We start from the raw sequence: 21,510 nt of genomic DNA on the forward strand, positions 1-21,510 counted from the left end.
CTCGGTCACCTGGAAAGAGAAGGGGGCGCCGGCTACAGCAGCGCGGCCCGCGGACCGTCGGGCTGCTCGAGGCGCCGCTCCAGGATCGAACGGGCGATGTCGGCCGACTCCGCCTCGCTCAGCCGCCGGATGCCGTCCTCGGTGATGACCATGACGATCGGGTAGATCCGGCGCGCGACGTCCGGGCCGCCGGTCGCCGAGTCGTCCTCGGCCGCGTCGTAGAGGGCCTGCACCACGACCGTGGCCGCGTCCGTCTCGCCGAGGCCTTCACGGAACAGCTTCTTCAGGGCGCCGCGGGCGAAGACCGAACCCGAGCCGATGGCCGCGAAGTTCTGCTCCTCGGAGCGGCCTCCGGTGACGTCGTAGGAGAAGATGCGGCCCTTCGCGCGGTCCACGTCGAAGCCCGCGAACATCGGGATGACGGCCAGGCCCTGCATCGCCATGCCGAGGTTGGACCGGATCATCGTGGACAACCGGTTCGCCTTGCCCTCCAGGGACAGCTGGGCGCCCTCGACCTTCTCGAAGTGCTCCAGCTCCAGCTGGAACAGCTTCACCATCTCCACGGCCAGACCGGCCGTACCCGCGATCCCGACCGCCGAGTACTCGTCCGCCGGGAACACCTTCTCGATGTCCCGCTGCGAGATCATGTTGCCCATGGTGGCGCGGCGGTCACCGGCGAGGATCACCCCGCCCTCGAACGTCACCGCCACGATCGTCGTCCCGTGCGGAGCCTCCAACACGCCCTGCCCGGCCGGGAACTGACGGCTTTCCGGCAGCATCTGCGGCTGGTGCGCGGAGAGAAAGTCCATGAACGACGAGGACCCCGGGGTCAGGAAGGCAGCCGGCAGACGCCCGGTGCTACGAGTGTTGGCTTCCACGCGTTTCCTTCCGGTTGAAGCTCGGTACGCCACGGACCCTACCCGTCCCGTGACAGTGATCCACATGAACGGAGGGCGCTTTGAGGCCGCGGTGACGCCGGGCGAAGGCCGCTCGCGGTCCGTGCTTCGCGCACCGCGAGCAACGCTTCACCTCTCCACGTTCACCCAAAGAGTTCCCCCACCATCACCTTCGATCCGAAGGTTACTGGCCGCCCTTCTGGACGAATCCACGAACGAAGTCCTCTGCGTTTTCCTCAAGGACATCGTCGATCTCGTCAAGGACCGAATCGACGTCGTCCGACAGCTTCTCGTGCCGCTCCTTGAGGTCTCCGGTGGCCGCGGTCTCCTCCGCCTGCTCCTCGACCTCTTCGTTGGACCGCGTCGCCTTCTGCTGGCCGCCGCCGGTGTCCTTGGTCGACATAACCCTCACCCCGCTCAGTTCGCCCGAACATGGTCCACTGACCGGCATTTCCGCCGATCGGTGATGATCAGACCCTACAAGCCGGGTCTGACATCGGCTCCGCAGTTGGTACAACGTGCGGGAGCCACCTCGATGATTCCCGGACGCGGGGTCTTCCACCCGCGCGCCGGGTGTCCGCAATGGTCCGCGCTCAGCCGCCGGAGAGGACCCTGACCAGGTCCTCGGCGGTGCGGCAGCGGTCCAGGAGTTCCTTGACGTGATTTCGCGTTCCGCGTAGTGGTTCCAGGGTTGGGACGCGCTGGAGGGAGTCGCGGCCGGGGAGGTCGAAGATCACCGAGTCCCAGCTGGCGGCGGCGACGTCGTCGGCGTACTGCTCCAGGCAGCGGCCCCGGAAGTAGGCCCTGGTGTCCTCCGGGGGCTTGGTCACGGCGCGTTCGACCTCGGTCTCGTCCAGCAGCCGCTTGATCCGGCCGCGGGCGACGAGGCGGTTGTAGAGGCCCTTCTCGGCGCGTACGTCGGCGTACTGGAGGTCGAGGAGGTGGAGTTTGGCGGCGTCCCAGTCGAGTCCGTCGCGGCGGCGGTAGCCCTCCATGAGTTCGCGTTTGGCGACCCAGTCGAGCTCGCCGGCGAGGCTCATGGGGTCGTTCTCCAGCCGGGTCAGGGTGTCCTCCCAGCGGGCGAGGACGTCCTTGGTCTGCTCGTCGGCGTCGGCCCCGTAGCGCTCCTCGATGTACTTGCGGGAGAGCTCGTAGTACTCCATCTGGAGTTGCACGGCGGTGAGTGTGCGTCCGCTGCGCAGGGTGATCAGGCGCTGGAGGGTGGGGTCGTGGGAGATCTGGTGGAGGGTGCGTACGGGCTGGTCGACGGCGAGGTCGACGGCGATGAAGCTGTCCTCGATCATGGACAGGACGAGGGCCGTGGTGCCGAGTTTGAGGTAGGTGGAGATCTCGGAGAGGTTGGCGTCGCCGATGATGACGTGCAGGCGGCGGTACTTCTCGGCGTCGGCGTGCGGTTCGTCGCGGGTGTTGATGATCGGGCGCTTCAGGGTCGTCTCCAGGCCCACCTCGACCTCGAAGTAGTCGGCGCGCTGGCTGATCTGGAAGCCGTGCTCGTGGCCGTCCTGGCCGATGCCTACGCGGCCGGCGCCGGTGAAGACCTGGCGGGAGACGAAGAAGGGGGTCAGGTGGCGCACGATGTCCGAGAAGGGGGTCTCCCGCTTCATCAGGTAGTTCTCGTGCGTGCCGTAGGAGGCGCCTTTGTTGTCGGTGTTGTTCTTGTAGAGGTGGATCGGCTGGGCCCCGGGCAGTTGGGCCGCGCGTTCGGCCGCCTCGGCCATGATCCGCTCGCCGGCCTTGTCCCAGAGGACGGCGTCGCGGGGGTTGGTGACCTCGGGGGCGCTGTACTCGGGGTGGGCGTGGTCGACGTAGAGGCGGGCGCCGTTGGTGAGGATGACGTTGGCGAGGCCGATGTCCTCGTCGGTGAGCTGGCTGGCGTCGGCGGCCTCACGGGCGAGGTCGAAGCCGCGGGCGTCACGCAGGGGGTTCTCTTCTTCGAAGTCCCAGCGGGCCCGGCGGGCCCGGTGCATCGCCGCGGCGTAGGCGTTGACGATCTGGGACGAGGTGAGCATGGCATTGGCGTTGGGGTGGCCGGGGACGGAGATGCCGTACTCCGTCTCGATGCCCATTACTCGCCGTACGGTCATGCGGCCCTCCTTGCCCGGCGGCGCCCTCGGTGGTGGGCGTCGCTCAAGTACCGCTGATGGTGCGGTGCGTGTGCGGTGCCCGTGCCCGCACTGTGCGACTCGGCGGTACGGAAGAGCCTAGAACGCCGCCTTGCCGACGGGGAGATCATTTGCGTCATTGCCTTGTTTCTGGCGTGGCTGGATCTTCTGTATAAAACAGGGCGGCTGCGAGTGCCCGGGGTGGGCTCCCGCAGCCGCCCTGTTTTCGCTACAGGTACTGCCCGGTGTTGGCCACGGTGTCGATGGAGCGTCCGGTGTCCGCGCCCTGCTTTCCGGTGATGAGGGTACGGATGTAGACGATCCGTTCGCCCTTCTTTCCGGAGATACGGGCCCAGTCGTCGGGGTTGGTGGTGTTGGGGAGGTCCTCGTTCTCCTTGAACTCGTCCACGCAGGCCTGGAGGAGGTGGGAGACGCGCAGGCCCTTCTGGCTCTTTTCCAGGAAGTCCTTGATGGCCATTTTCTTGGCGCGGCCGACGATGTTCTCGATCATGGCGCCGGAGTTGAAGTCCTTGAAGTAGAGGACTTCTTTGTCTCCGTTGGCGTAGGTGACTTCGAGGAAGCGGTTCTCTTCGGATTCGGCGTACATGTGCTCGACGGCGGTCTGGATCATGCTTTCGACGGTGGCCGTCTTGCTGTCGCCGTGTTCACCGAGGTCGTCCGGGTGGAGCGGGAGCCGTTCGGTGAGGTATTTGCCGAAGATGTCCTTGGCGGCCTCGGCGTCGGGGCGTTCGATCTTGATTTTGACGTCGAGCCGGCCGGGGCGCAGGATGGCCGGGTCGATCATGTCCTCGCGGTTGGAGGCGCCGATGACGACGACGTTCTGGAGCCCTTCGACGCCGTCGATCTCGGCGAGGAGCTGCGGGACGATGGTGTTCTCGACGTCGGAGCTGACCCCGGAGCCGCGGGTGCGGAAGAGGGATTCCATCTCGTCGAAGAAGACGATGACGGGGGTTCCCTCGCTGGCCTTCTCGCGGGCCCGCTGGAAGACGAGCCGGATCTGGCGTTCGGTCTCGCCGACGTATTTGTTGAGGAGTTCGGGGCCCTTGATGTTGAGGAAGAAGCTCTTGCCCTGGGCCTGTCCGGTGACCTCGGCGACCTTTTTGGCCAGCGAGTTGGCGACGGCTTTGGCGATGAGGGTCTTTCCGCATCCGGGGGGCCCGTAGAGCAACACGCCCTTGGGGGGCCGCAGTTCGTGCTCTTTGAACAGGTCCGGGTAGAGATACGGGAGTTCGACCGCGTCGCGGATGGCCTCGATCTGGTTGCCGAGGCCGCCGATCTGCTCGTAGCCGATGTCCGGGACCTCTTCGAGGACGAGTTCCTCGACCTCGCTCTTGGGGACGACCTCGTAGACGTAGCCGGAGCGGGGTTCGAGGAGCAGGGCGTCGCCGGGGCGGATCGTGATGTCCAGCAGCGGTTCGGCGAGCCTGACGACCCGTTCCTCGTCGGTGTGCCCGGTGACGAGGGCGCGTTCGCCGTCCTCGAGGATCTCTTTGAGGGTGACGATGTCTCCGACGCGCTCGTACTCCATGGCTTCGACCACGTTGAGCGCTTCGTTGAGCATCACTTCCTGGCCGCGCCTGAGGTCGTCGAGGTCGACGCCCGGGCTGACGTTCACGCGGAGTTTGCGGCCTCCGGTGAAGATGTCGGCGGTGCCGTCCTCGGTGGCCTGGAGGAAGACTCCGAAGCCGGCCGGGGGCTGGGCGAGCCGGTCGACCTCTTCCTTGAGGGCCACGATCTGGTCGCGGGCCTCGCGGAGTGTGCCGGCGAGTCGCTCGTTCTGGGCGGACACGCCGGCCAGGTTGGTCTGTAGCTCGACGATCCGCTCTTCGAGAATCCTCGTGTGCCGCGGAGAGTCGGCGAGCTTGCGGCGCAGGACGGCGATCTCCTGCTCAAGATAAGCGATCTGCCCGGCCGGGTCGTCGGACCCTCGTCCCGGGCGGATGCCGCGGTTCATGTCGTCGTCGTGGGCTGCCACGGTCCTCACCTCCTCCAAGGGGAGCTGGACGCTTCCAGACCCTACCTGGGTGGGTGTCGATTGAAACCCCTAGATCACAAAGACGGTCGGGGTGTGTCCGATCTTCACCCTTGCGCTCTCCCTCACGCCAGGGGAATACCCAGCGGAGGGGGTGCGGAAGCGGGCCCAGGTAGGGTCGAAGTGTTCAACACCCGTCAGGGCCTGCATGGTTCCCGTAGGGGTGTGCGTTAAACGGCAGGGACGGCGGAGAAGATGAGTACGGGTCCGGAGGCCGCTGTCGGCGGCGAGGTGCTGGAGGTCTGGATCGACCAGGCTCTCTGCACGGGTGACGGGATCTGCGCGCAGTACGCGCCCGAGGTGTTCGAGCTGGACATCGACGGTCTGGCGTATGTGAAGGACGCCGGGGACGAGTTGTTGGTGGCGCCGGGGGCGACGACGGTGGTGCCGTTGCCGCTGCTGACCGATGTGGTGGATTCGGTGCGGGAGTGTCCGGGTGAGTGCATTCATGTGCGGCGGGTTTCGGACAGCGTCGAGGTGTACGGACCGGACGCGGAGTGACCGCACCTGACCCTCTGTGACCGTTTGCCGGTTTTCCCGCCGCCCGGGTTGGCCGGTTTCAGACGGTGCGGGTTCCCGCAGGTGTCGAGCGGATGAACGCGTTCCCCTTCCAGCGCCATTGGACGTCGCTCTTGACGTCGGGGCAGCAGCTGGGGACGTCGGCGGTGGAGTACCCGAGGAGGCCCGCGCGGACCGCGCCGTCGGTGACGCTCAGCGCGGTGACGGTGTTGCGGTCCTTGGGCCCGACGAGGGTGGCGACCACCCGGGGCGCCGCGTCCTTCGCCCCTTGGGTCAGCACATAGACGGAGTCGGGCGGGGTCCCCATAGGGGCGTCGCAGTGCACCACCGCGACGGTCTCGGGCCGCCCGTCCCCGTCGAGATCCCCGCCGGCCTGCCGCACGACGAGCGCCTTGACGGGCCCGCAGTCGAGAGGGAAGCGCACTCCGGCGACCGAGGGGGCGACAGCGGGTCTGGAGTCGGCGGAGGTGGGCTGTGCGGCGGTCGCGGGGCCGGGCTGGAGAACCGAGGAGAGGGCGACGACACCGGCGAGAGCGGTGGCGGTCGCGACCCAGTGGATCGGCCGGGTGTGCGTGTGGGCCAGTTCCGGGACGACGGGGTGCTGCACGTTGAGCGCGTCTCCTGTGAGGGCTGTGCCGAAAAAGGGGCGGGGCCGGCTGCGGAGGGGGGAGTGCCCAGCATCGTGCCACATGAGGAGGAGCGGCGGAACGCCGGGGTGCGCGGTCGTACAGGGTGTCAATACGACGATGCCGTGGCGGAGTTCCCTGGGGATCTGCGGGAACTTCGCCACGGCGTGGTGTCGTTGTACGCGGCACAGGGCCGCCAGGGTCAGCGTTCGCCGGCGTCGGCGTTGGGGCCCGTGTAGTCCTCGCCGTACGCGCCCTTGGCCGGACGGCGCCGGCGCATGGGCGGCTCCACCCCGTCGGCCAGGCGGCGGGCGGTGAGCAGGAACCCGGTGTGGCCGATCATCCGGTGATCCGGACGGACGGCGAGCCCCTCGATGTGCCAGTTGCGGATCATCGTCTCCCAGGCCGTCGGCTCGTTGAAGCAGCCGATCTCGCGGATCGACTCGACGGTCCGGGCGAGCTGGGTGGTGGTGGCGACGTAGGCGCAGAGGATGCCGCCGGGGACGAGCGCCTTGGAGACGGCGTCGAGGCACTCCCAGGGCGCGAGCATGTCGAGGATGACGCGGTCGACGTCGGTGTCGGACAGGTTGTCCTGGAGGTCACCGACGGTGAGCTGCCAGGCGGGGTGCGGGCCGCCGAAGTAGCGCTCCACGTTCTGCCGGGCGATGTCGGCGAAGTCCTCGCGGCGCTCGTAGGAGTGCAGCATGCCCTGGTCGCCGACGGCGCGCAGCAGGAAGCTGCTGAGCGACCCGGAGCCGACGCCGGCCTCGACGACGCGGGCGCCGGGGAAGATGTCCGCGAAGGAGAGGATCTGCCCCGCGTCCTTGGGGTAGACGACGGCTGCCCCGCGGGGCATGGAAAGGACGTAGTCGGGGAGCAGGGGGCGCAGCGCGAGGTAGGCGACGTTCCCGGTGGTGCGGACAACGCTGCCCTCGGGTGCGCCGATCAGTTCGTCGTGCGGGAAGGAACCCTTGTGGGTGTGGAAGTTCTTCCCGGCCTCGAGCGTGAACGTGTAGTGGCGGCCCTTGGGGTCGGTCAGCTGAACCTGGTCCCCGACCTTGAAGGGCCCGCGCCTGCGGGCGGCACCGGTCGGTTCGGACATGTGACCAGCCTACCGGCGTTTCGGGGGCCGCCCGACCACGGTCAGCTGGGGCGGGCCATGGCCTTCACGAAGGCGCGCTCGACGTCGGCGGCGGACAGGACGCCGTAGATCTCGCCGGTGTCCTCGACGACCAGGTACTCGGTGGCCGGGGCGGCGCGCAGGGCGTCGAGGAGGTCTTCGCCCGCGAGTTCGGCGGAGACGCGCATACCGTCGGTGAGGTCCTGGGCGAGACCGCTGACGGCGACCCAGGGGCGGCGGTGCTCGGGGATGCCGACGATAGCTGCCTCGCGGACCAGGGAGAGCGGTTCCCCGTGGGCGTCGACGACGACCAGGGCGCGGGCGCCGGCGGCGTTGGCGCGGCGCAGGGCCTCGGACAGCGGGGTGTCGTTCTCGACGGGCACCGCGCGGCGGGTCAGGTTGCGGGCGCGCAACTCCGGGAGGTGTTCGCGCAGCCGGGCCATGCGCAGGCTGTTCCCCGCGCCGGTCCAGATGATCGCGGCGAGGATCGCGGCCAGGAGGGCGTCGGTGACGGTGTCCATGCCGACGCTGTCTTCCGCGGTCGTGCCGAGGGCGCCGGACTGGGTGAGCAGGGGCAGTCCGATGAGGACGGAGACGGCCAGGGCGCGGCCGACCCAGGCGGCGGCGATCGTACCGCTCATCGGCTTTCCGGTGATCTTCCAGACGACCGCGCGGAGCATGCGTCCGCCGTCGAGGGGGAGGCCGGGCAGGAGGTTGAAGATGGCGACGATCAGGTTGGAGATCATCAGGCCCGCGAGGAGGACGCCGGGGACCGTGCCGGGGTCCACGGGCTGCATCGCGAGGTAGAAGAGTCCGGCGAGGACCAGGGAGAGCAGCGGGCCGACGAACGCGAGCACGAATTCGCGGCCCGGGGTCTCGGCTTCTTTCTCGATCTCGGAGACGCCGCCGAAGAATTGGAGCTGGATGCGGCGGACGGGGAGTTTGAAGCGGAGTGCGGCGACCGTGTGGGCGAGTTCGTGGACCAGTACGGACGCGTAGAAGGCGACGGCGAAGAACAGCGCCACGAGATACCGGGCGAACCCCAGTTCGGGCAGGACTCGGTCGAGTTGGCCGCCGAACACCCAGGTGATGAGCGCGGCGACGAGGAACCAGCTGGGGGCGACGTAGACGGGGACTCCGAAGGGGCGTCCCATGAGGATGCCGCCGCGGGGTTCGGTGGGGGGTTTTTGCGGGCGGGGTTTGCCGTTGCCGGGGGGGTCGCCGGGGTCGGTGTGGGCGTGTGCGTGGCCGGGGTGGAGGTCGTGGGTGGGGGCGGAGGCGGATGGCTCGGGGGTGTCGGGGGTTTTCGTGAGCTGGGGTGCCTTCGCGGGGGCGGGGGGCTGCGTGCGCTGAGGGGTCTGCGGCGCGGGCTCGGGGGCTTTCGCGAGGTGGGGGGGCTGCGCGGGCTGGGAGGGCTGGGAAGCCTTCGCAGGCTGGGAGGTCTGCGGCGCGGGCTCGGGAGCTTTCGCGAACTGGGGGGGCTGCGCGGGCTGGGAGGTCTGTGCAGGCTGAGGGGTCTGCGCGGGTTGAGGCTGCTGCGCTCCCTCGCCGGTTGCCTTCTTCTCCGTGCCGGCCGGTTCCGCGGCTGCCGGGGAGGCTGGGGGCTCTGGGCGGGTCACAGGGGGCTCGGGCTGGGCTGCCGAGGCTGTCGGCTGAGTCACCGACGCATCCGGCTGAGCTGCCGGCACCCCTGGCTGGCCTGCCGAGATTTCCGGCTGGCCTGCCGAGGCTGCCGACTGGGCTGCCGGGGGTTCGGGCTGGGGTACCGACGCCTCGGGCTGAACTGCTGGGGCTTCTGGCTGGGCTGCCGGGAATTCGGGCTGGGTCGCCGACGCTTCGGGCTGGGCTGCCGGAGACGTCGGCTGAGTCACCGGGGCTTCTGGCTGTTCCGGCTGGGGCACAGGGGCGTCCGGCTGGGCTGCCGAGGTTTTCGGTTTGCCGGGCTCGGGGGCGGGCTGGGGCGCAGGGTTGGTGGAGGGGTCGGCCGGCTGTTCGTCGTCCGGCCGTGGCCTCCCGCTCCCGCCGCTTTCCACCACGGTGTCCCCTCGATCGAAGCGTCTCCCGCTCCAGCCGGGCGGAAGGGTCTTTGACCGATGGTATGCGGCCGCCGGGACGCGTTCCGCCCCGGCACCCCCTGTGTTCGCCCGCCCGTCGCGGGGCTGGGGCCGGGAGTGGGTCACTGTCAGTGGCGGGCCGTATGGTCTGGGGCATGGAGAGCAGCAGCGAGGGTGTGGTGCGGGGGTCCGGTGGCGGGCGTGCGCGGGAGTGTGTGCCGGGTGGGGTGGGGGTGGGCGAGACGGATACGCCGGGCGCCGTGACGGACGGCTCTGCCGGGACCGACGCCGACGGGTCTGCCGCGACCGACGGGTCTGCCGCGACCGACGCCGACGCTCACGCCGGGGGCGACTCCAGCGCTGCGATCGACGCAGACGGCTCTGCCTCGGCCGACGGATCTGCTGCGAACGACGCCGACGCTTCCGCCCACGCCACGGCTGACCTCGCCGCCGAAGCCGACTCCAGCCCCGCGACCGACTCCAACGAGACCTCTTCCGCTTCCGGCTCCGCCGAGGGCAAGGGCTTCGGCAAGAGCGACGACCCCAGCTGCTCCGACGACTCCGGCAGCTCCGGCAGCTCCGGCAGCTCCGGCAGCTCCGGCAGCTCCAACGACTCCAGCAGCCCCGCCAGTTCCGACGACCCCGGCAGCTTCAGCGGGTCCGAAAAATCCGACGGCTCCGACGGCTCCAGCAGCCCCGGCGACTCCGGTGACCCCGAAAGTTCCACCTGCCCCGACGCCTCCGGCGGCCCTGGTAGTCCTGGTGGTCCTGACAACCCCAACGACTCCGCCAGGGCTGGCAGCTCCGGTGCCCCCGCCGTCCCTGGCAACTCCGACAGCCTCGCCAGCTCCGACAGCCCCGTCAACTCCAGCGGCTCCAAAAGCTCCGGCAGCCCCGAAAGCTCCGCTGGCCCTGGTGGCCCTGCCAGCCCCAGCAACTCCGCCAGAGTTGGCGGCTCCGGTGGCCCCGCTGCCCCTAGCAACCCCAGCAGCTCCGACGGCTCCGCCAGCTCCAGCAACCCCGGCAACTCCGGCGACCCCGCAAGCTCCGTCAGTCCCGTTGGCTCTGGTGGCCCTGACAACCCCAGCAGCCCCAACGTCCCTGGCGCCCCCAGCAGTGCCCCCGTCCCCTCCCCCACCCGCTCCCCCTCCTCCCCCACCTCCCTCTCCCCCTCCCGAGCCGGGGACTTCATGCAGTGCCCCTTGCTCTATCGGTTCCGGGTCATTGATCGGTTGCCGGAGAAGCCGAGTGCGGCGGCTACTCGGGGGACGTTGGTGCATTCCGTGCTGGAGCGGCTGTTTGACGCGCCCGCCGGGGAGCGGACCGTGCCGCGGGCCAAGGGGCTGGTGCCGGGGCAGTGGGAGCGGCTGCGGGAGAGCCGGCCGGAGGTCGGGGAGCTGTTCGCCGACGATCCGGACGGGGAGCGGCTGGCGGCGTGGCTGGGAGAGGCCGAGCGGCTGGTCGAGCGGTGGTTCACGCTGGAGGATCCGACGCGGCTGGAGCCGGCCGAGCGGGAGCTGTTCGTGGAGGCCGAGCTGGAGTCGGGGCTGACGCTGCGCGGGATCATCGACCGGGTGGACGTGGCGCCCACGGGCGAGGTGCGGATCGTCGACTACAAGACAGGGAAGGCCCCGCGGCCGGAGTACGCGGAGGGCGCCCTGTTCCAGATGAAGTTCTACGCGCTGGTGGTGTGGCGGCTGAAGAAGGTCGTACCGCGCCGGTTGCAGCTGGTGTATCTGGGCAGCGGCGAGGTCCGGACGTACGACCCCGTACCGGCCGACCTCGAACGCGTCGAACGCAAGCTGCTCGCGCTGTGGGAGGCGATCCGGCTGGCGACGGAGACGGGGGACTGGCGGCCCCGGCCGACGAAGCTGTGCGGTTGGTGCGATCACCAAGCGCACTGCCCGGAGTTCGGAGGCACTCCCCCGCCGTACCCACTGCCGGTACGCCCGGCTGACGTACCGAGCTGATCCCCGGCCGACGCCCCGAGGCCGGGGGAGTCTCCGGTGCCGACACAGAGTAGAGCCGACGCATCTCCGGTGCCGGCGCGGGGCAGAACCAGGCGGGTCCCCGTACCGGCACAGAGCAGCGCCGGACGGGTCCTCAGTACCGGCGCAGAATCGAACCGGGCAAGTCCCCGATGCCGGCGCGGAGTAGAACCGGGCAAGTCCCTGATGCCGGCGCGGAGTGGAGCCGGGCGTATCTCCGAGGCCAGCGCAAGGCAGAACCAGGCATCTCCAGCGCTGACGCAAGGTGAGCCGGGCAAGTCTCCAGCGCCGGCACAGCCCGGAGCCGGGCAAGCCCCCGGTACGGAGCAGCACCGAGCAAGTCCCCTACCCCAGCACAAGGCAGAGCCAGGCGTCTCCAGCACCGGCACAACCCGCAGCCCAGCAAGCCCCCGATGCAGGGCAGCACCGAACGAGTCCCCCATCCAGCGCAAGGTATAGCCGGGGCGAGTCCCCCGTACCGGCACAGGGCACAGTCGCTCGTCCCCCCGCCAGCACAGAGCAGAGGCCAGGTAAGTCCCCCCGCCGGCGCAGCCCAGAGTCACGCGAGCCCCCCACTCCGGCGCAGCCCGGAGCCGGGCGAGTCCCCCCTGCTCGCGCAAGGCAGAATGGGGCCGGGCTAGCTAAGGAGACTCACCGTGGCCATCCGTGTCCTACTGGTCGACGACCAGCCCCTGCTGCGTACCGGGTTCCGGATGATTCTGGAGGCCGAGCAGGACATCGCTGTCGTCGGCGAGGCCGGGGACGGCCTCCAGGCGCTGGACCAGGTGCGGGCGTTGCAGCCCGATGTGGTGCTGATGGACATCCGGATGCCCCGGATGGACGGGGTGGAGGCGACCCGGCAGATCACGGGTCCGGAGCGGGACGGTCCGGCGAAGGTGCTGGTGCTGACGACGTTCGACCTGGACGAGTACGTCGTGGAGGCGCTGCGCGCGGGGGCCAGCGGGTTCCTGCTGAAGGACGCGCCGGCGAACGAGCTGGTGCAGGCGATCCGGGTGGTGGCCGCGGGCGAGGCGATGCTGGCGCCGAGCATCACGCGCCGGCTGCTCGACAAGTACGCCACGCATCTGCCGTCCGGCGACGACCCGATGCCCGACACCCTGCACACCCTCACCGACCGTGAGGTGGAGGTCCTGAAGCTGGTCGCCCGGGGCCTGTCGAACGCGGAGATCGCGGCCGACCTGTTCGTCAGCGAGACGACCGTGAAGACCCACGTGGGCCACGTCCTGACGAAGCTGGGGCTGCGGGACCGGGTACAGGCGGCGGTGTACGCGTACGAGAGCGGCCTGGTGCGGCCGGGGGCGCAGCAGTAACCCTGCGGGAGGCGGCGGCAGCAGTCTGGCCGGGGGCGGCAGCCCACAGTCCGGCCCGGGGGGGGGCGGCAGCAGCAGTCCGGCGGAGGCAACAGCCCACAATCCGGCCCCGGGGGCGGCGGCCCGCAGCCCGACGGGAGGCGGTGGCCCGCAGTCCGGCCGAGGGCGGCAGCGGTGGTCCGGGGTTCGCGGCCGCCTCACCCTCATCTCGGCTCACGCCCGGCCGCCCACCTCCCGTACAAGCCCCGGCTCACCGCCCACCTCCCGTACAGGCCACCAGCTCACCGCCCACCTCCCGTACAGGCCCCCGGCCCACCACCCCAGCCCCCGTACAAGCCCTCAACTCACCGCCCCAGCCCCGCACAGCCCCTCGGCCGCCCAGCCCCCGTACAGGGCCCCCGGCCCACCACCCGGCCCCCGCACAGACTCAGGGCGCCCCCACCCAAGGAGGCACCCTTCCCCCCCCGTCCCCTATCAGCCCTTGCTCAGTTCCCAAAAACGGAAGACCGTCGACGCGTCCAAGCAGTACTCGAGGCCATAGACGTTCTCCCGGGTCACCGCATACTGCTTCGCCTGCCAGACCGGCAGGATGGGGAGTTGGGCGGCGACGATGTCCTGGAGTTCGCCGTAGTCGCGGTCGGTGTTGCCGCGGTTGGTCTGGGCCGCGGTGCGCGGGATGAGGCTGCCGGTGATCGTCTCGTTGGCGTAGTTGTTGCCGAGGACGTTCCCGGTGCCGAAGAAGGGGGCGGTGAAGTTGTCGGCGTCGGGGTAGTCGGGGACCCAGCCCTTGACGTAGACGCCGTATTTGCCGGCCGCGATGTCCTTCTCGTACTGGTCGTAGGCGACGGATCTGACGTCGGCGTCGAAGAGGCCGCTCGCGTTCAGCTGGGCGGCGATCGTCTTCAGCTCCTGGTCGGTCGCGGGGCCGTAGCGGGACGGCGTGGACCAGAGAGTCAGTTTGACCTTGTCGGTGATGCCGCCCTCGCGCAGGGCCGCCTCGGCTTTGGTCTTGGAGGGGCGGGCGCCGTAGCGGTCGAAGAAGGCGGTGTTGTGGCCGGTGATACCGGCCGGGATGATCGAGTAGAGGGGGTCGGCGGTGCCCTGGTAGACGTCCTTGATGAGCGCGTCGCGGTCGATGAGGTACGCGATGGCCTGGCGGACGGGGAGTTTGCCGGCGACGGGGTCGTCCATGTTGAAGACGAGGTGCTGGACCTCGGCGCTGCTGCCTTCGACGACTTCGACTTCTTTGCTGGCGTTGTGCTGGACGTCGGTGATGTCGGCGGCGGTGAGGCCCCGGTAGGCGATGTCTATTTTGCCGTCGAGGAGGGCTTTTTTGAGGGCGGCCTGGTCGCCGTGGAAGAACTTGAGGGTGACGCCGGAGTTCTTGCGCTTGACGTTGCCCTTGTAGTTCTCGTTGGCGGAGAAAACGGCTTGTCCGTCGCTGAAGGAGTCGAGTTTGTAGGGGCCCGAGCCGACCGCTTTGCCGTCTTTGCGCAGGGCGTTTCCGTCATATTGCTTGTGGTCGACGATGGCGCCGGCGCCGGAGGCGAGTTTGCTGGGGAAGGTGGCGTCGGGGACCTTGAGGCGGAAGACGACGGTGTGTTTGTCGGGGGTCTCGATCCTGTCCAGCATGGGGAACATGATCGCGGGGCCGTTCTCGTCGTTGATCTTCAGCGTGCGGTCGAGGGAGAACTTGACGTCTTCCGAGGTGAGGGAGTCGCCGTTGCTGAATCTCAGGCCGTCTTTGAGGGTGCACTCGTAGACCTGGGTGGCGGTGTCGGTGAAGGTGCACTCTTTGGCGGCGTCCGGTTCGGGGTCGGTGCCGCCCTTGGGGAAGGCGAGGAGGGACTGGAAGACGTTGTTGAACAGCAGCCAGGAGCCGGGGTCGTAGCCCGAGGCGGGGTCGGTGGCGAGGACGTCGTCGGACATCCCCATGACCACCGAGGAGCCGCTGCTTCCGGAGCTGCCGCTCTCCGAGCCGCAGCCGGTCAACAGTCCGGAGGCGAGGCCTGCCACGATCGGCAGGACCGGCCACTGGGTGCGCTTGTTCACGTGTGCGTGCCTTGTCGTCGTTTGGGGTCAGTGGGCGCCTCTGCCCAGCTCCCACAGGCGCAGGGTGGCCGAGGAGTTGAGGGCGTACGCGGTGCCGGTGATGTCGTCGTGGGCCGCGACGTACTGTTTGCCCTGCCAGAGGGGGAGGACGGGGACGTCCTCGGCGAGCAGGGTCTGGATGGTGTTCAGGGGTTTCGCGGCGGCCTTGCGGTCGGCGGCACGGCGGGACTGGGGGATCAGGGTGTCGGTGATCTCGGGGTTGACGTAGGGGGAGCCCAGGAAGTTGTCCCGGTCCAGGAAGGGGGCGAGGAAGTTGTCGGGGTCGGGGAAGTCGGGGAACCAGCCCATGCCGTAGGCGGCGTAGGTGCCTTTGCGGGCGGCCGGGACGTAGGTGTCCCAGGGGGCGCCCTGGAGGGTGACCTCGAACAGGCCGCTCGCGTTCAGCTGTCTCTGGAGCTCGGTGAACTCCTGCTTGGTGGCAGGGCCGTAGTGGTCGGTGGTGTAGTTCAGGGTGAGTTTCACCGGGACGGGAACTTTCGCCTGATCGAGGAGCGTTCTCGCTTTGACCGGGTCGGGGTCGCCGTAGCGGTTGAAGAAGGCGTTGGAGTGGTTGGCGACGCTGTTGGGGACGAGCGAGTAGAGGGGGTCTGCCTGGCTGCCGTAGACGGCGGCGACGAGGGCTTCGCGGTCGACGAGCTGGGCGATCGCCTGGCGGACGGCTTTGTTGTCGACGGGGGGTGCGGTGGTGTCGAAGACGAGGTAGCGGATCTCCAGGCCGGAGAGGTCGACGAGGTCGATGCCGTTCCCGGCGGGGGCGGCGGCGTACTTGTCGATCTGGCGGGGTGTCATGGTGCGGGTCATGACGTCGAGGTCGCCCTTCGTCAGGGCGGTGTCCATGGCGTCCGCGTCGTCGTAGGTGACGAGGTCGACGCGGTCGCTCGCGACCTTGAAGGTGCCGGTGTAGCGGGGGTTCTTGGTGAGGACGGCTCTGGTGATCCGGTCGCCGTCGGTCTCGGCCTTGAGGATGTAGGGGCCGGAGCCGTCGACGGCGAAGCCTTCGCGGAAGGTGTCGGCGCGGTAGTCGGCGGGGTTGACGATGCCGGCGACCGGGGTGGACAGCTTGTAGGGGAAGGTGGCGTCGGCGGTCCTGAGGTGGAAGACGACCTGGTCGGTGCCCTGGGTCTCGACGGTGTCGATGGTGTTGAGCAGCGCCGCGACGCCGGAGTCGGCCTTGAGCGCGAGGGCGCGGTCGACGGAGAACTTGACGGCTTCGGCGGTGACGGGGGTGCCGTCGGCGAAGGTGAGGCCTTCGCGCAGGGTGCAGGCGTAGCGCTCGCTGCCGGTGTCGGTGAATCCGCAGGACTTGGCCGCTTCGGGGACGAGGTCGCCGTCGCCCTTGGGCTGGGCCATGAGGGTCTGGAGGGTCTGGCGCAGGATGTTCCAGCTGCCGGCGTCGTAGGCGTAGGCGGGGTCGAGGGGGGCGGGGGCGTCCTGGGTGGCGGTGACGCGGTCGGTGGTGCCGACGCGGACGGGGGTGTCCGCCTGTGGGTCGCCGCTGCCGCCGCAGGCCGCGAGCATGGGGGCCAGGAGTGCGGCGAGGGCGGGGATCGCCGGTGTCCTGCGGTTCATGCGCGGGCTTCTCCTGGGCTGTGCGCGGCTCGCTCGCCTCGGTCTCGGGTAACGCGTTACCGGTGGGTTCAAGCGTCGAGATTAGTGCGCGTTCGCAAGTCTGTTCGCGGGTTCGGGAAGGGAATGCCGCTCACCCTGTGGAGCCGTTTGCGGACGGAGTGGAGAATCGGGCTCGGAATGTTTGGTGCGGTGTTCCATCAATCGGGACACAAAGGCGGGGTGGGGCCGTGTCCGGTGGGGCATGGGGGCGCGCCGGGGCCCGCCAGGAAGTGGGGAACGTCACATTCCTGGTGGGGGCGGAATTCGGCCGCCGGCTCATGATCGGGAATTCACGGCCGGGGGTCGCTGTGAATTTCCGGGCTGATGTGGGGTTTTTCTGTCAGCCGGTCATGAGGGCGCGCAGAAATGTCAGGTCGACGTGTTCCAGGGAGGACACGACCGTGCGGCGCGCGGCGGGGGCGATGGGGGTGGTGGAGGGGACGGCGACGACCTGGCAGCCGGCGGCCTCGGCGGCGGCGACTCCGGTGGCGGTGTCCTCGATGACGGCGCATCTGGCCGGATCGGCGCCGAGTCCGGCGGCGGCGGCGAGGTAGGGGTCGGGGTGCGGCTTGGTGCGCGGGACCTCGTCGCCGGCGACGGTGAGGCGGAAGTGCTGGGGGCCGAGGGAGGTGAGGACGCGGTCGATGATGCGCCGGTGGGAGGCGGAGACGAGGGCGGTGGGGATGTCGTGGGCGGCGAGTTCGGCGAGCAGGCGGGCAGCGCCGGGCATGAGCGGCAGGCTCTGGCCGATGCGCTCCTCGAAACCGTCGTTGAGCAGGACGCTCAGCTCGGCGAGGGTGATGTCGGCGCCGGTGGCCTCGATGAGGAAGCCGGCGCTGCGGGTCATGGGGCCGCCGACGACGATGTGCCGCCAGGAGTCGTCCAGGGTGTGGCCGAGCTTCTTGAAGATCTCCACCTCGACGTCCCACCAGAAGCCCTCGGTGTCCACCAGGGTGCCGTCCATGTCGAGGAGGACGGCCTGGAGGGCGGAGCCTTCGGCGGTGCGGGTTGCGGGCGCGGGGACCGTACTGGTCATCCACTGCCTCCTTGCTGGCCTTCGTGCCGGCCGTGAGGGACGAGCAGGCCGGTCACGACTCCGCGTTCACGCGGAGAGGCGACCGGCCTGCGGTGGACCGACCAGTGTACGACTCGGGCGGTCGGCGCGCGTTTTTTATCGCGCGTTGAAGTACTTGGCCTCGGGGTGGTGGATGACGATGGCGTCGGTGGACTGCTCGGGGTGGAGCTGGAACTCCTCGGAAAGGTGGACGCCGATGCGTTCGGGCTGGAGGAGTTCGGCGATCTTGGCGCGGTCCTCGAGGTTGGGGCAGGCACCGTAGCCGAGGGAGAAGCGGGCGCCGCGGTACTTGAGGTCGAACATGTCGGTGATGTCGGCGGGGTCCTCGGCGGCGAAGCCGAGTTCGGCGCGGACGCGGGCGTGCCAGTACTCGGCGAGGGCCTCGGCCAACTGGACGGAGAGGCCGTGCAGTTCGAGGTAGTCGCGGTAGGCGTTGGCCTCGAAGAGCTTGGCGGTCTCCTCGCCGATGCGGTTGCCGACGGTGACGACCTGGAAGCCGACGACGTCGGTCTCGCCGGACTCCTCGGGCCGGAAGAAGTCGGCGAGGCACAGGCGGCGGCCCCGGCGCTGGCGGGGGAAGGTGAAGCGGGTGCGCTCGTTGCCCTGGTCGTCGAGGACGATGAGGTCGTCGTCCTTGGAGACGCAGGGGAAGTAGCCGTAGACGACGGCGGCTTCGAGGAGGTTGTCGGTCTGGAGCCGGTCGATGAGGCCGCGCAGCCGGGGCCGGCCCTCGTTCTCGACGAGCTCCTCGTAGGTGGGTCCGTCGCCGGCGCGGGCCTGCTTGAGGCCCCACTGGCCCTTGAAGAGGGCGCCTTCGTCGAGCCAGCTGGCGTAGTCCTTGAGCGGGATGCCCTTGATGATGCGGGTGCCCTGGAAGGGCGGCGCGGGTACGGGGTTGTCGGTGGCGACGTCGGAGCGTACGTGCCCTTCCTCGGGGCGCTCCTCGGCCACCGCGGCGGCGGCGCCGGCGGGGCGGACCCGGCGCTGTTTCAGCTCGGGGAGGGCGGCGCCGGGGACGCCGCGCTTGACGCCGATGAGGGCGTCCATGAGGCGCAGTCCCTCGAAGGCGTCGCGGGCGTAGCGGACCTCGCCCTGGTAGATCTCGTGGAGGTCCTGTTCGACGTAGGCGCGGGTGAGGGCGGCGCCGCCGAGGATGACGGGGTAACTGGCGGCGAGGCCGCGGCTGTTGAGCTCCTCCAGGTTCTCCTTCATGATCACGGTGGATTTCACGAGGAGTCCTGACATGCCGATGACGTCGGCCTTGTGTTCCTCGGCGGCTTCGAGGATCGCGGAGACGGGCTGCTTGATGCCGAGGTTGACGACGTTGTAGCCGTTGTTGGACAGGATGATGTCGACGAGGTTCTTGCCGATGTCGTGGACGTCACCGCGGACGGTGGCGAGGACGATGGTGCCCTTGCCCTCGCTGTCCGACTTCTCCATGTGCGGTTCGAGATGGGCGACCGCGGTCTTCATGACCTCGGCGGACTGGAGGACGAACGGCAGCTGCATCTGGCCTGAGCCGAAGAGCTCGCCGACGACCTTCATGCCGTCGAGGAGGGTGTCGTTGACGATGTCGAGGGCGGGGCGGGTCTGGAGGGCTTCGTCGAGGTCGGCTTCGAGGCCGTTCTTCTCGCCGTCGATGATGCGCCGCTTGAGGCGTTCCTCCAGGGGCAGCGCGGCGAGTTCCTCGGCCTTGCCGGCCTTGAGGGACTTGGCGGTGGCGCCCTCGAAGAGGGCCATCAGCTTCTGGAGCGGGTCGTAGCCCTCGGCGCGCTTGTCGTGGATGAGGTCGAGGGCGGTCCGCACCTCTTCCTCGGTGAAGCGGGCGATGGGGAGGATCTTGCTGGCGTGGACGATGGCGGAGTCCAGGCCGGCCTTGACGCACTCGTCGAGGAAGACGGAGTTCAGGAGGATGCGGGCGGCGGGGTTGAGGCCGAAGGAGATGTTGGACAGGCCGAGGGTGGTCTGGACGTCCGGGTGGCGGCGCTTCAGCTCGCGGATGGCCTCGATGGTGGCGATGCCGTCGCCGCGGGACTCCTCCTGGCCGGTGCAGATGGTGAAGGTCAGGGTGTCGATGAGGATGTCGGACTCGAGGATGCCCCAGTTGGCGGTGAGGTCGGTGATCAGCCGCTGGGCGATCTCGACCTTCTTCTCCGGGGTGCGGGCCTGGCCCTCTTCGTCGATGGTGAGGGCGATGAGGGCGGCGCCGTGTTCCCGGGCCAGCGCGCTGACCTTGGCGAAGCGGGACTCGGGGCCGTCGCCGTCCTCGTAGTTGACGGAGTTGATGACCGCGCGCCCGCCGAGCTTCTCAAGTCCCGCCTGGATGACGTCGACCTCGGTGGAGTCCAGGACGATCGGCAGGGTGGAGGCGGTGGCGAGGCGGCCTGCGAGTTCCTCCATGTCGGCGACGCCGTCGCGGCCGACGTAGTCCACGCAGAGGTCCAGCATGTGGGCGCCTTCGCGGATCTGCTCGCGGGCGATCTCCACGCAGTCGTCCCAGCGGGCCTCCAGCATGGCCTCGCGGAACTTCTTCGAACCGTTGGCGTTGGTGCGTTCGCCGATGGCGAGGTAGGAGGTGTCCTGGCGGAACGGCACGGGCTGGTAGAGCGAGGCGGCGCCGGGCTCGGGGCGCGGCTGCCGCTCGGTGGGGGTGACGCCCTGGACGCGCTGGACGAGCTGGCGCAGGTGTTCGGGGGTGGTGCCGCAGCAGCCGCCGATGAGGCTGAGGCCGTAGTCGCGGACGAAGTTCTCGTGGGCGTCGGCGAGTTCGGCGGGGGTGAGGGGGTAGCTGGCGCCGTCCTTGCCGAGGACGGGGAGACCGGCGTTCGGCATGCACGACAGGGGGATGCGCGCGTTGCGGGCGAGATAGCGCAGGTGCTCGCTCATCTCGGCGGGCCCGGTGGCGCAGTTCATGCCGATCATGTCGATGCCGAGCGGCTCCAGCGCGGTGAGCGCGGCCCCGATCTCGGAGCCGAGCAGCATGGTGCCGGTGGTCTCGACGGTGACGGAGACGATGATCGGTACGTCGATCCCGGCCGACGCGCGGGCGCGCTGGGCGCCGATGACGGCGGCCTTGGTCTGGAGCAGGTCCTGGGTGGTCTCGACGATGAGGGCGTCGGCGCCGCCCTCGATGAGGCCCTCGGCGTTGCGCTGGAAGGCGTCGCGGATGGTGGTGTAGCCGACGTGACCGAGGGTCGGCAGTTTTGTACCGGGGCCGATGGAGCCGAGGACCCATCGGCCGCGGCCGTCGCGCGCGGTGTAGGCGTCGGCGGTCTCGCGGGCGATACGGGCGCCGGACTCGGACAGCTCGTGGACGCGCTCGGGGATGTCGTACTCGGCGAGGGCGGCGAAGTTGGCGCCGAAGGTGTTGGTCTCGACGCAGTCGACGCCGGCGTCGAAGTAGGCCTCGTGGACGGAGCGGACGATGTCCGGGCGGGTGACGTTGAGGATCTCGTTGCAGCCTTCGAGGTCCTGGAAGTCCTCCATGGTGGGGTCCTGGGCCTGGAGCATGGTGCCCATGGCGCCGTCTGCGACCACCACGCGGGTGGCGAGCGCCTCTCTGAGCGCGGACACACGGGTCCGGCTGTCGGCGGAAGGGGTCGGCGGCACAGAGGCCATGTAAGGGCTCCCTCGGGTGCGACGGCTGTCGGCTTCGCGGCGGCTCCCGGGCGGACGGCCGTGGGCGCAGGGCTCACGGCTGTGCCCCGGGGAAGGCGCACGTGGCCCAGGGTAGCGGTGAGGAGGCCTCTGGCGGCAGGGCGTCCCACGGGACGGAATGGTGTGTCGGTTTTCGGACAGGGCGGCCGGGGCGTTGCGCGGGGGCGGCGGCGGGGGCGGGTTCCGGCCGGATGGGGGCCGGTGTCGTCGCAGGTGGGGGCGGTGACCGGGGGCGCGGGGCGGGGGCTCAGACTGGTGTCCGCCGAGGCGGGTCGCGGTGGCGTGTGAAGGGCCGTCACTTTGTGCGGGATGGCGCGTTGGGCAACGTGTGGTGACCGACCATTGGCG

At 69.6% G+C, this 21,510-nt stretch carries 15 protein-coding genes; 3 read left to right on the forward strand and 12 right to left on the reverse strand.

Features of this window, described 5'->3' with window-relative positions; genetic code table 11:
- Positions 1–32: 32 nt before the first annotated feature.
- The 4 genes from prcB to arc all read right to left on the reverse strand — a co-directional run bounded on the left by prcB (position 33) and on the right by arc (position 5,015).
- A complete protein-coding gene (gene prcB, locus ACYUD3_RS29875; protein WP_470976454.1) occupies positions 33–878 on the reverse strand; it encodes a proteasome subunit beta in 846 nt (281 codons plus the stop codon).
- Positions 879–1,080: 202 nt separating this feature from the next.
- Positions 1,081–1,299 (reverse strand): ubiquitin-like protein Pup, encoded by a 219-nt coding sequence (locus tag ACYUD3_RS29880; protein WP_470976457.1) that lies wholly within the window; start codon positions 1,297–1,299, stop codon positions 1,081–1,083.
- A gap of 190 nt (positions 1,300–1,489) precedes the next feature.
- Positions 1,490–3,001: a depupylase/deamidase Dop gene (dop, locus tag ACYUD3_RS29885; protein WP_470976460.1), complete on the reverse strand. Its 1,512-nt coding sequence runs from the start codon at positions 2,999–3,001 to the stop codon at positions 1,490–1,492.
- A gap of 247 nt (positions 3,002–3,248) precedes the next feature.
- Positions 3,249–5,015, reverse strand: coding sequence for a proteasome ATPase (gene arc, locus ACYUD3_RS29890; protein WP_470976462.1), 1,767 nt, complete (start codon positions 5,013–5,015; stop codon positions 3,249–3,251).
- A 252-nt stretch (positions 5,016–5,267) separates the two neighbouring features.
- Between arc and ACYUD3_RS29895 the strand changes: the two genes are divergently transcribed.
- Positions 5,268–5,573 (forward strand): ferredoxin, encoded by a 306-nt coding sequence (locus tag ACYUD3_RS29895; protein ID WP_470976465.1) that lies wholly within the window; start codon positions 5,268–5,270, stop codon positions 5,571–5,573.
- A gap of 58 nt (positions 5,574–5,631) precedes the next feature.
- Here the strand turns inward: ACYUD3_RS29895 and ACYUD3_RS29900 are convergent, their stop codons facing one another.
- The 4 genes from ACYUD3_RS29900 to ACYUD3_RS29915 all read right to left on the reverse strand — a co-directional run bounded on the left by ACYUD3_RS29900 (position 5,632) and on the right by ACYUD3_RS29915 (position 10,583).
- Entirely contained in the window at positions 5,632–6,198 is a 567-nt protein-coding gene (locus tag ACYUD3_RS29900) for a hypothetical protein (protein WP_470976469.1), read from the reverse strand.
- Between the two features lie 221 nt (positions 6,199–6,419).
- Positions 6,420–7,319, reverse strand: a complete 900-nt coding sequence (locus tag ACYUD3_RS29905; protein ID WP_470976472.1) for a tRNA (adenine-N1)-methyltransferase — start codon at positions 7,317–7,319, stop codon at positions 6,420–6,422.
- Positions 7,320–7,360: 41 nt separating this feature from the next.
- Entirely contained in the window at positions 7,361–9,025 is a 1,665-nt protein-coding gene (locus ACYUD3_RS29910) for a site-2 protease family protein (protein WP_470976475.1), read from the reverse strand.
- Between the two features lie 703 nt (positions 9,026–9,728).
- Positions 9,729–10,583, reverse strand: coding sequence for a hypothetical protein (locus ACYUD3_RS29915; protein WP_470976478.1), 855 nt, complete (start codon positions 10,581–10,583; stop codon positions 9,729–9,731).
- On the opposite strand from ACYUD3_RS29915, the gene ACYUD3_RS29920 reads away from it, so the two are divergent.
- Complete coding sequence (locus ACYUD3_RS29920; protein ID WP_470976480.1) at positions 10,582–11,361, forward strand: RecB family exonuclease; 780 nt, start codon at positions 10,582–10,584, stop codon at positions 11,359–11,361. The two genes, ACYUD3_RS29915 and ACYUD3_RS29920, sit on opposite strands and share 2 nt — an antisense overlap.
- 674 nt (positions 11,362–12,035) lie before the next feature.
- Positions 12,036–12,710 carry a response regulator gene (locus tag ACYUD3_RS29925; RefSeq protein WP_470976483.1) on the forward strand — a complete coding sequence of 225 codons (675 nt, stop codon included), beginning with the start codon at positions 12,036–12,038 and terminating at the stop codon, positions 12,708–12,710.
- Between the two features lie 474 nt (positions 12,711–13,184).
- Here ACYUD3_RS29925 and ACYUD3_RS29930 read toward each other — a convergent pair whose 3' ends face one another.
- The 4 genes from ACYUD3_RS29930 to metH all read right to left on the reverse strand — a co-directional run bounded on the left by ACYUD3_RS29930 (position 13,185) and on the right by metH (position 21,123).
- Entirely contained in the window at positions 13,185–14,762 is a 1,578-nt protein-coding gene (locus ACYUD3_RS29930; RefSeq protein ID WP_470976486.1) for an ABC transporter substrate-binding protein, read from the reverse strand.
- A 27-nt stretch (positions 14,763–14,789) separates the two neighbouring features.
- Complete coding sequence (locus ACYUD3_RS29935; RefSeq protein ID WP_470976489.1) at positions 14,790–16,391, reverse strand: ABC transporter substrate-binding protein; 1,602 nt, start codon at positions 16,389–16,391, stop codon at positions 14,790–14,792.
- Positions 16,392–16,770: 379 nt separating this feature from the next.
- Positions 16,771–17,466 (reverse strand): HAD family hydrolase, encoded by a 696-nt coding sequence (locus ACYUD3_RS29940; protein WP_470976492.1) that lies wholly within the window; start codon positions 17,464–17,466, stop codon positions 16,771–16,773.
- 135 nt (positions 17,467–17,601) lie between these two features.
- Positions 17,602–21,123 carry a methionine synthase gene (metH, locus tag ACYUD3_RS29945; RefSeq protein WP_470976495.1) on the reverse strand — a complete coding sequence of 1,174 codons (3,522 nt, stop codon included), beginning with the start codon at positions 21,121–21,123 and terminating at the stop codon, positions 17,602–17,604.
- Positions 21,124–21,510 lie beyond the last annotated feature (387 nt).

The organism is Streptomyces sp. AMJ-169 (assembly GCF_055597585.1).

Bases quoted from the DNA above. Each gene is read 5' to 3' on its own strand.
- ACYUD3_RS29880 (WP_470976457.1), bottom strand. From the start codon at position 1,299: ATGTCGACCAAGGACACCGGCGGCGGCCAGCAGAAGGCGACGCGGTCC.
- dop (WP_470976460.1), bottom strand. From the start codon at position 3,001: ATGACCGTACGGCGAGTAATGGGCATCGAGACGGAGTACGGCATCTCC.
- ACYUD3_RS29895 (WP_470976465.1), top strand. From the start codon at position 5,268: ATGAGTACGGGTCCGGAGGCCGCTGTCGGCGGCGAGGTGCTGGAGGTC.
- ACYUD3_RS29905 (WP_470976472.1), bottom strand. From the start codon at position 7,319: ATGTCCGAACCGACCGGTGCCGCCCGCAGGCGCGGGCCCTTCAAGGTC.
- ACYUD3_RS29920 (WP_470976480.1), top strand. From the start codon at position 10,582: ATGCAGTGCCCCTTGCTCTATCGGTTCCGGGTCATTGATCGGTTGCCG.
- ACYUD3_RS29915 (WP_470976478.1), bottom strand. From the start codon at position 10,583: ATGAAGTCCCCGGCTCGGGAGGGGGAGAGGGAGGTGGGGGAGGAGGGG.
- ACYUD3_RS29935 (WP_470976489.1), bottom strand. From the start codon at position 16,391: ATGAACCGCAGGACACCGGCGATCCCCGCCCTCGCCGCACTCCTGGCC.
- ACYUD3_RS29940 (WP_470976492.1), bottom strand. From the start codon at position 17,466: ATGACCAGTACGGTCCCCGCGCCCGCAACCCGCACCGCCGAAGGCTCC.
- metH (WP_470976495.1), bottom strand. From the start codon at position 21,123: ATGGCCTCTGTGCCGCCGACCCCTTCCGCCGACAGCCGGACCCGTGTG.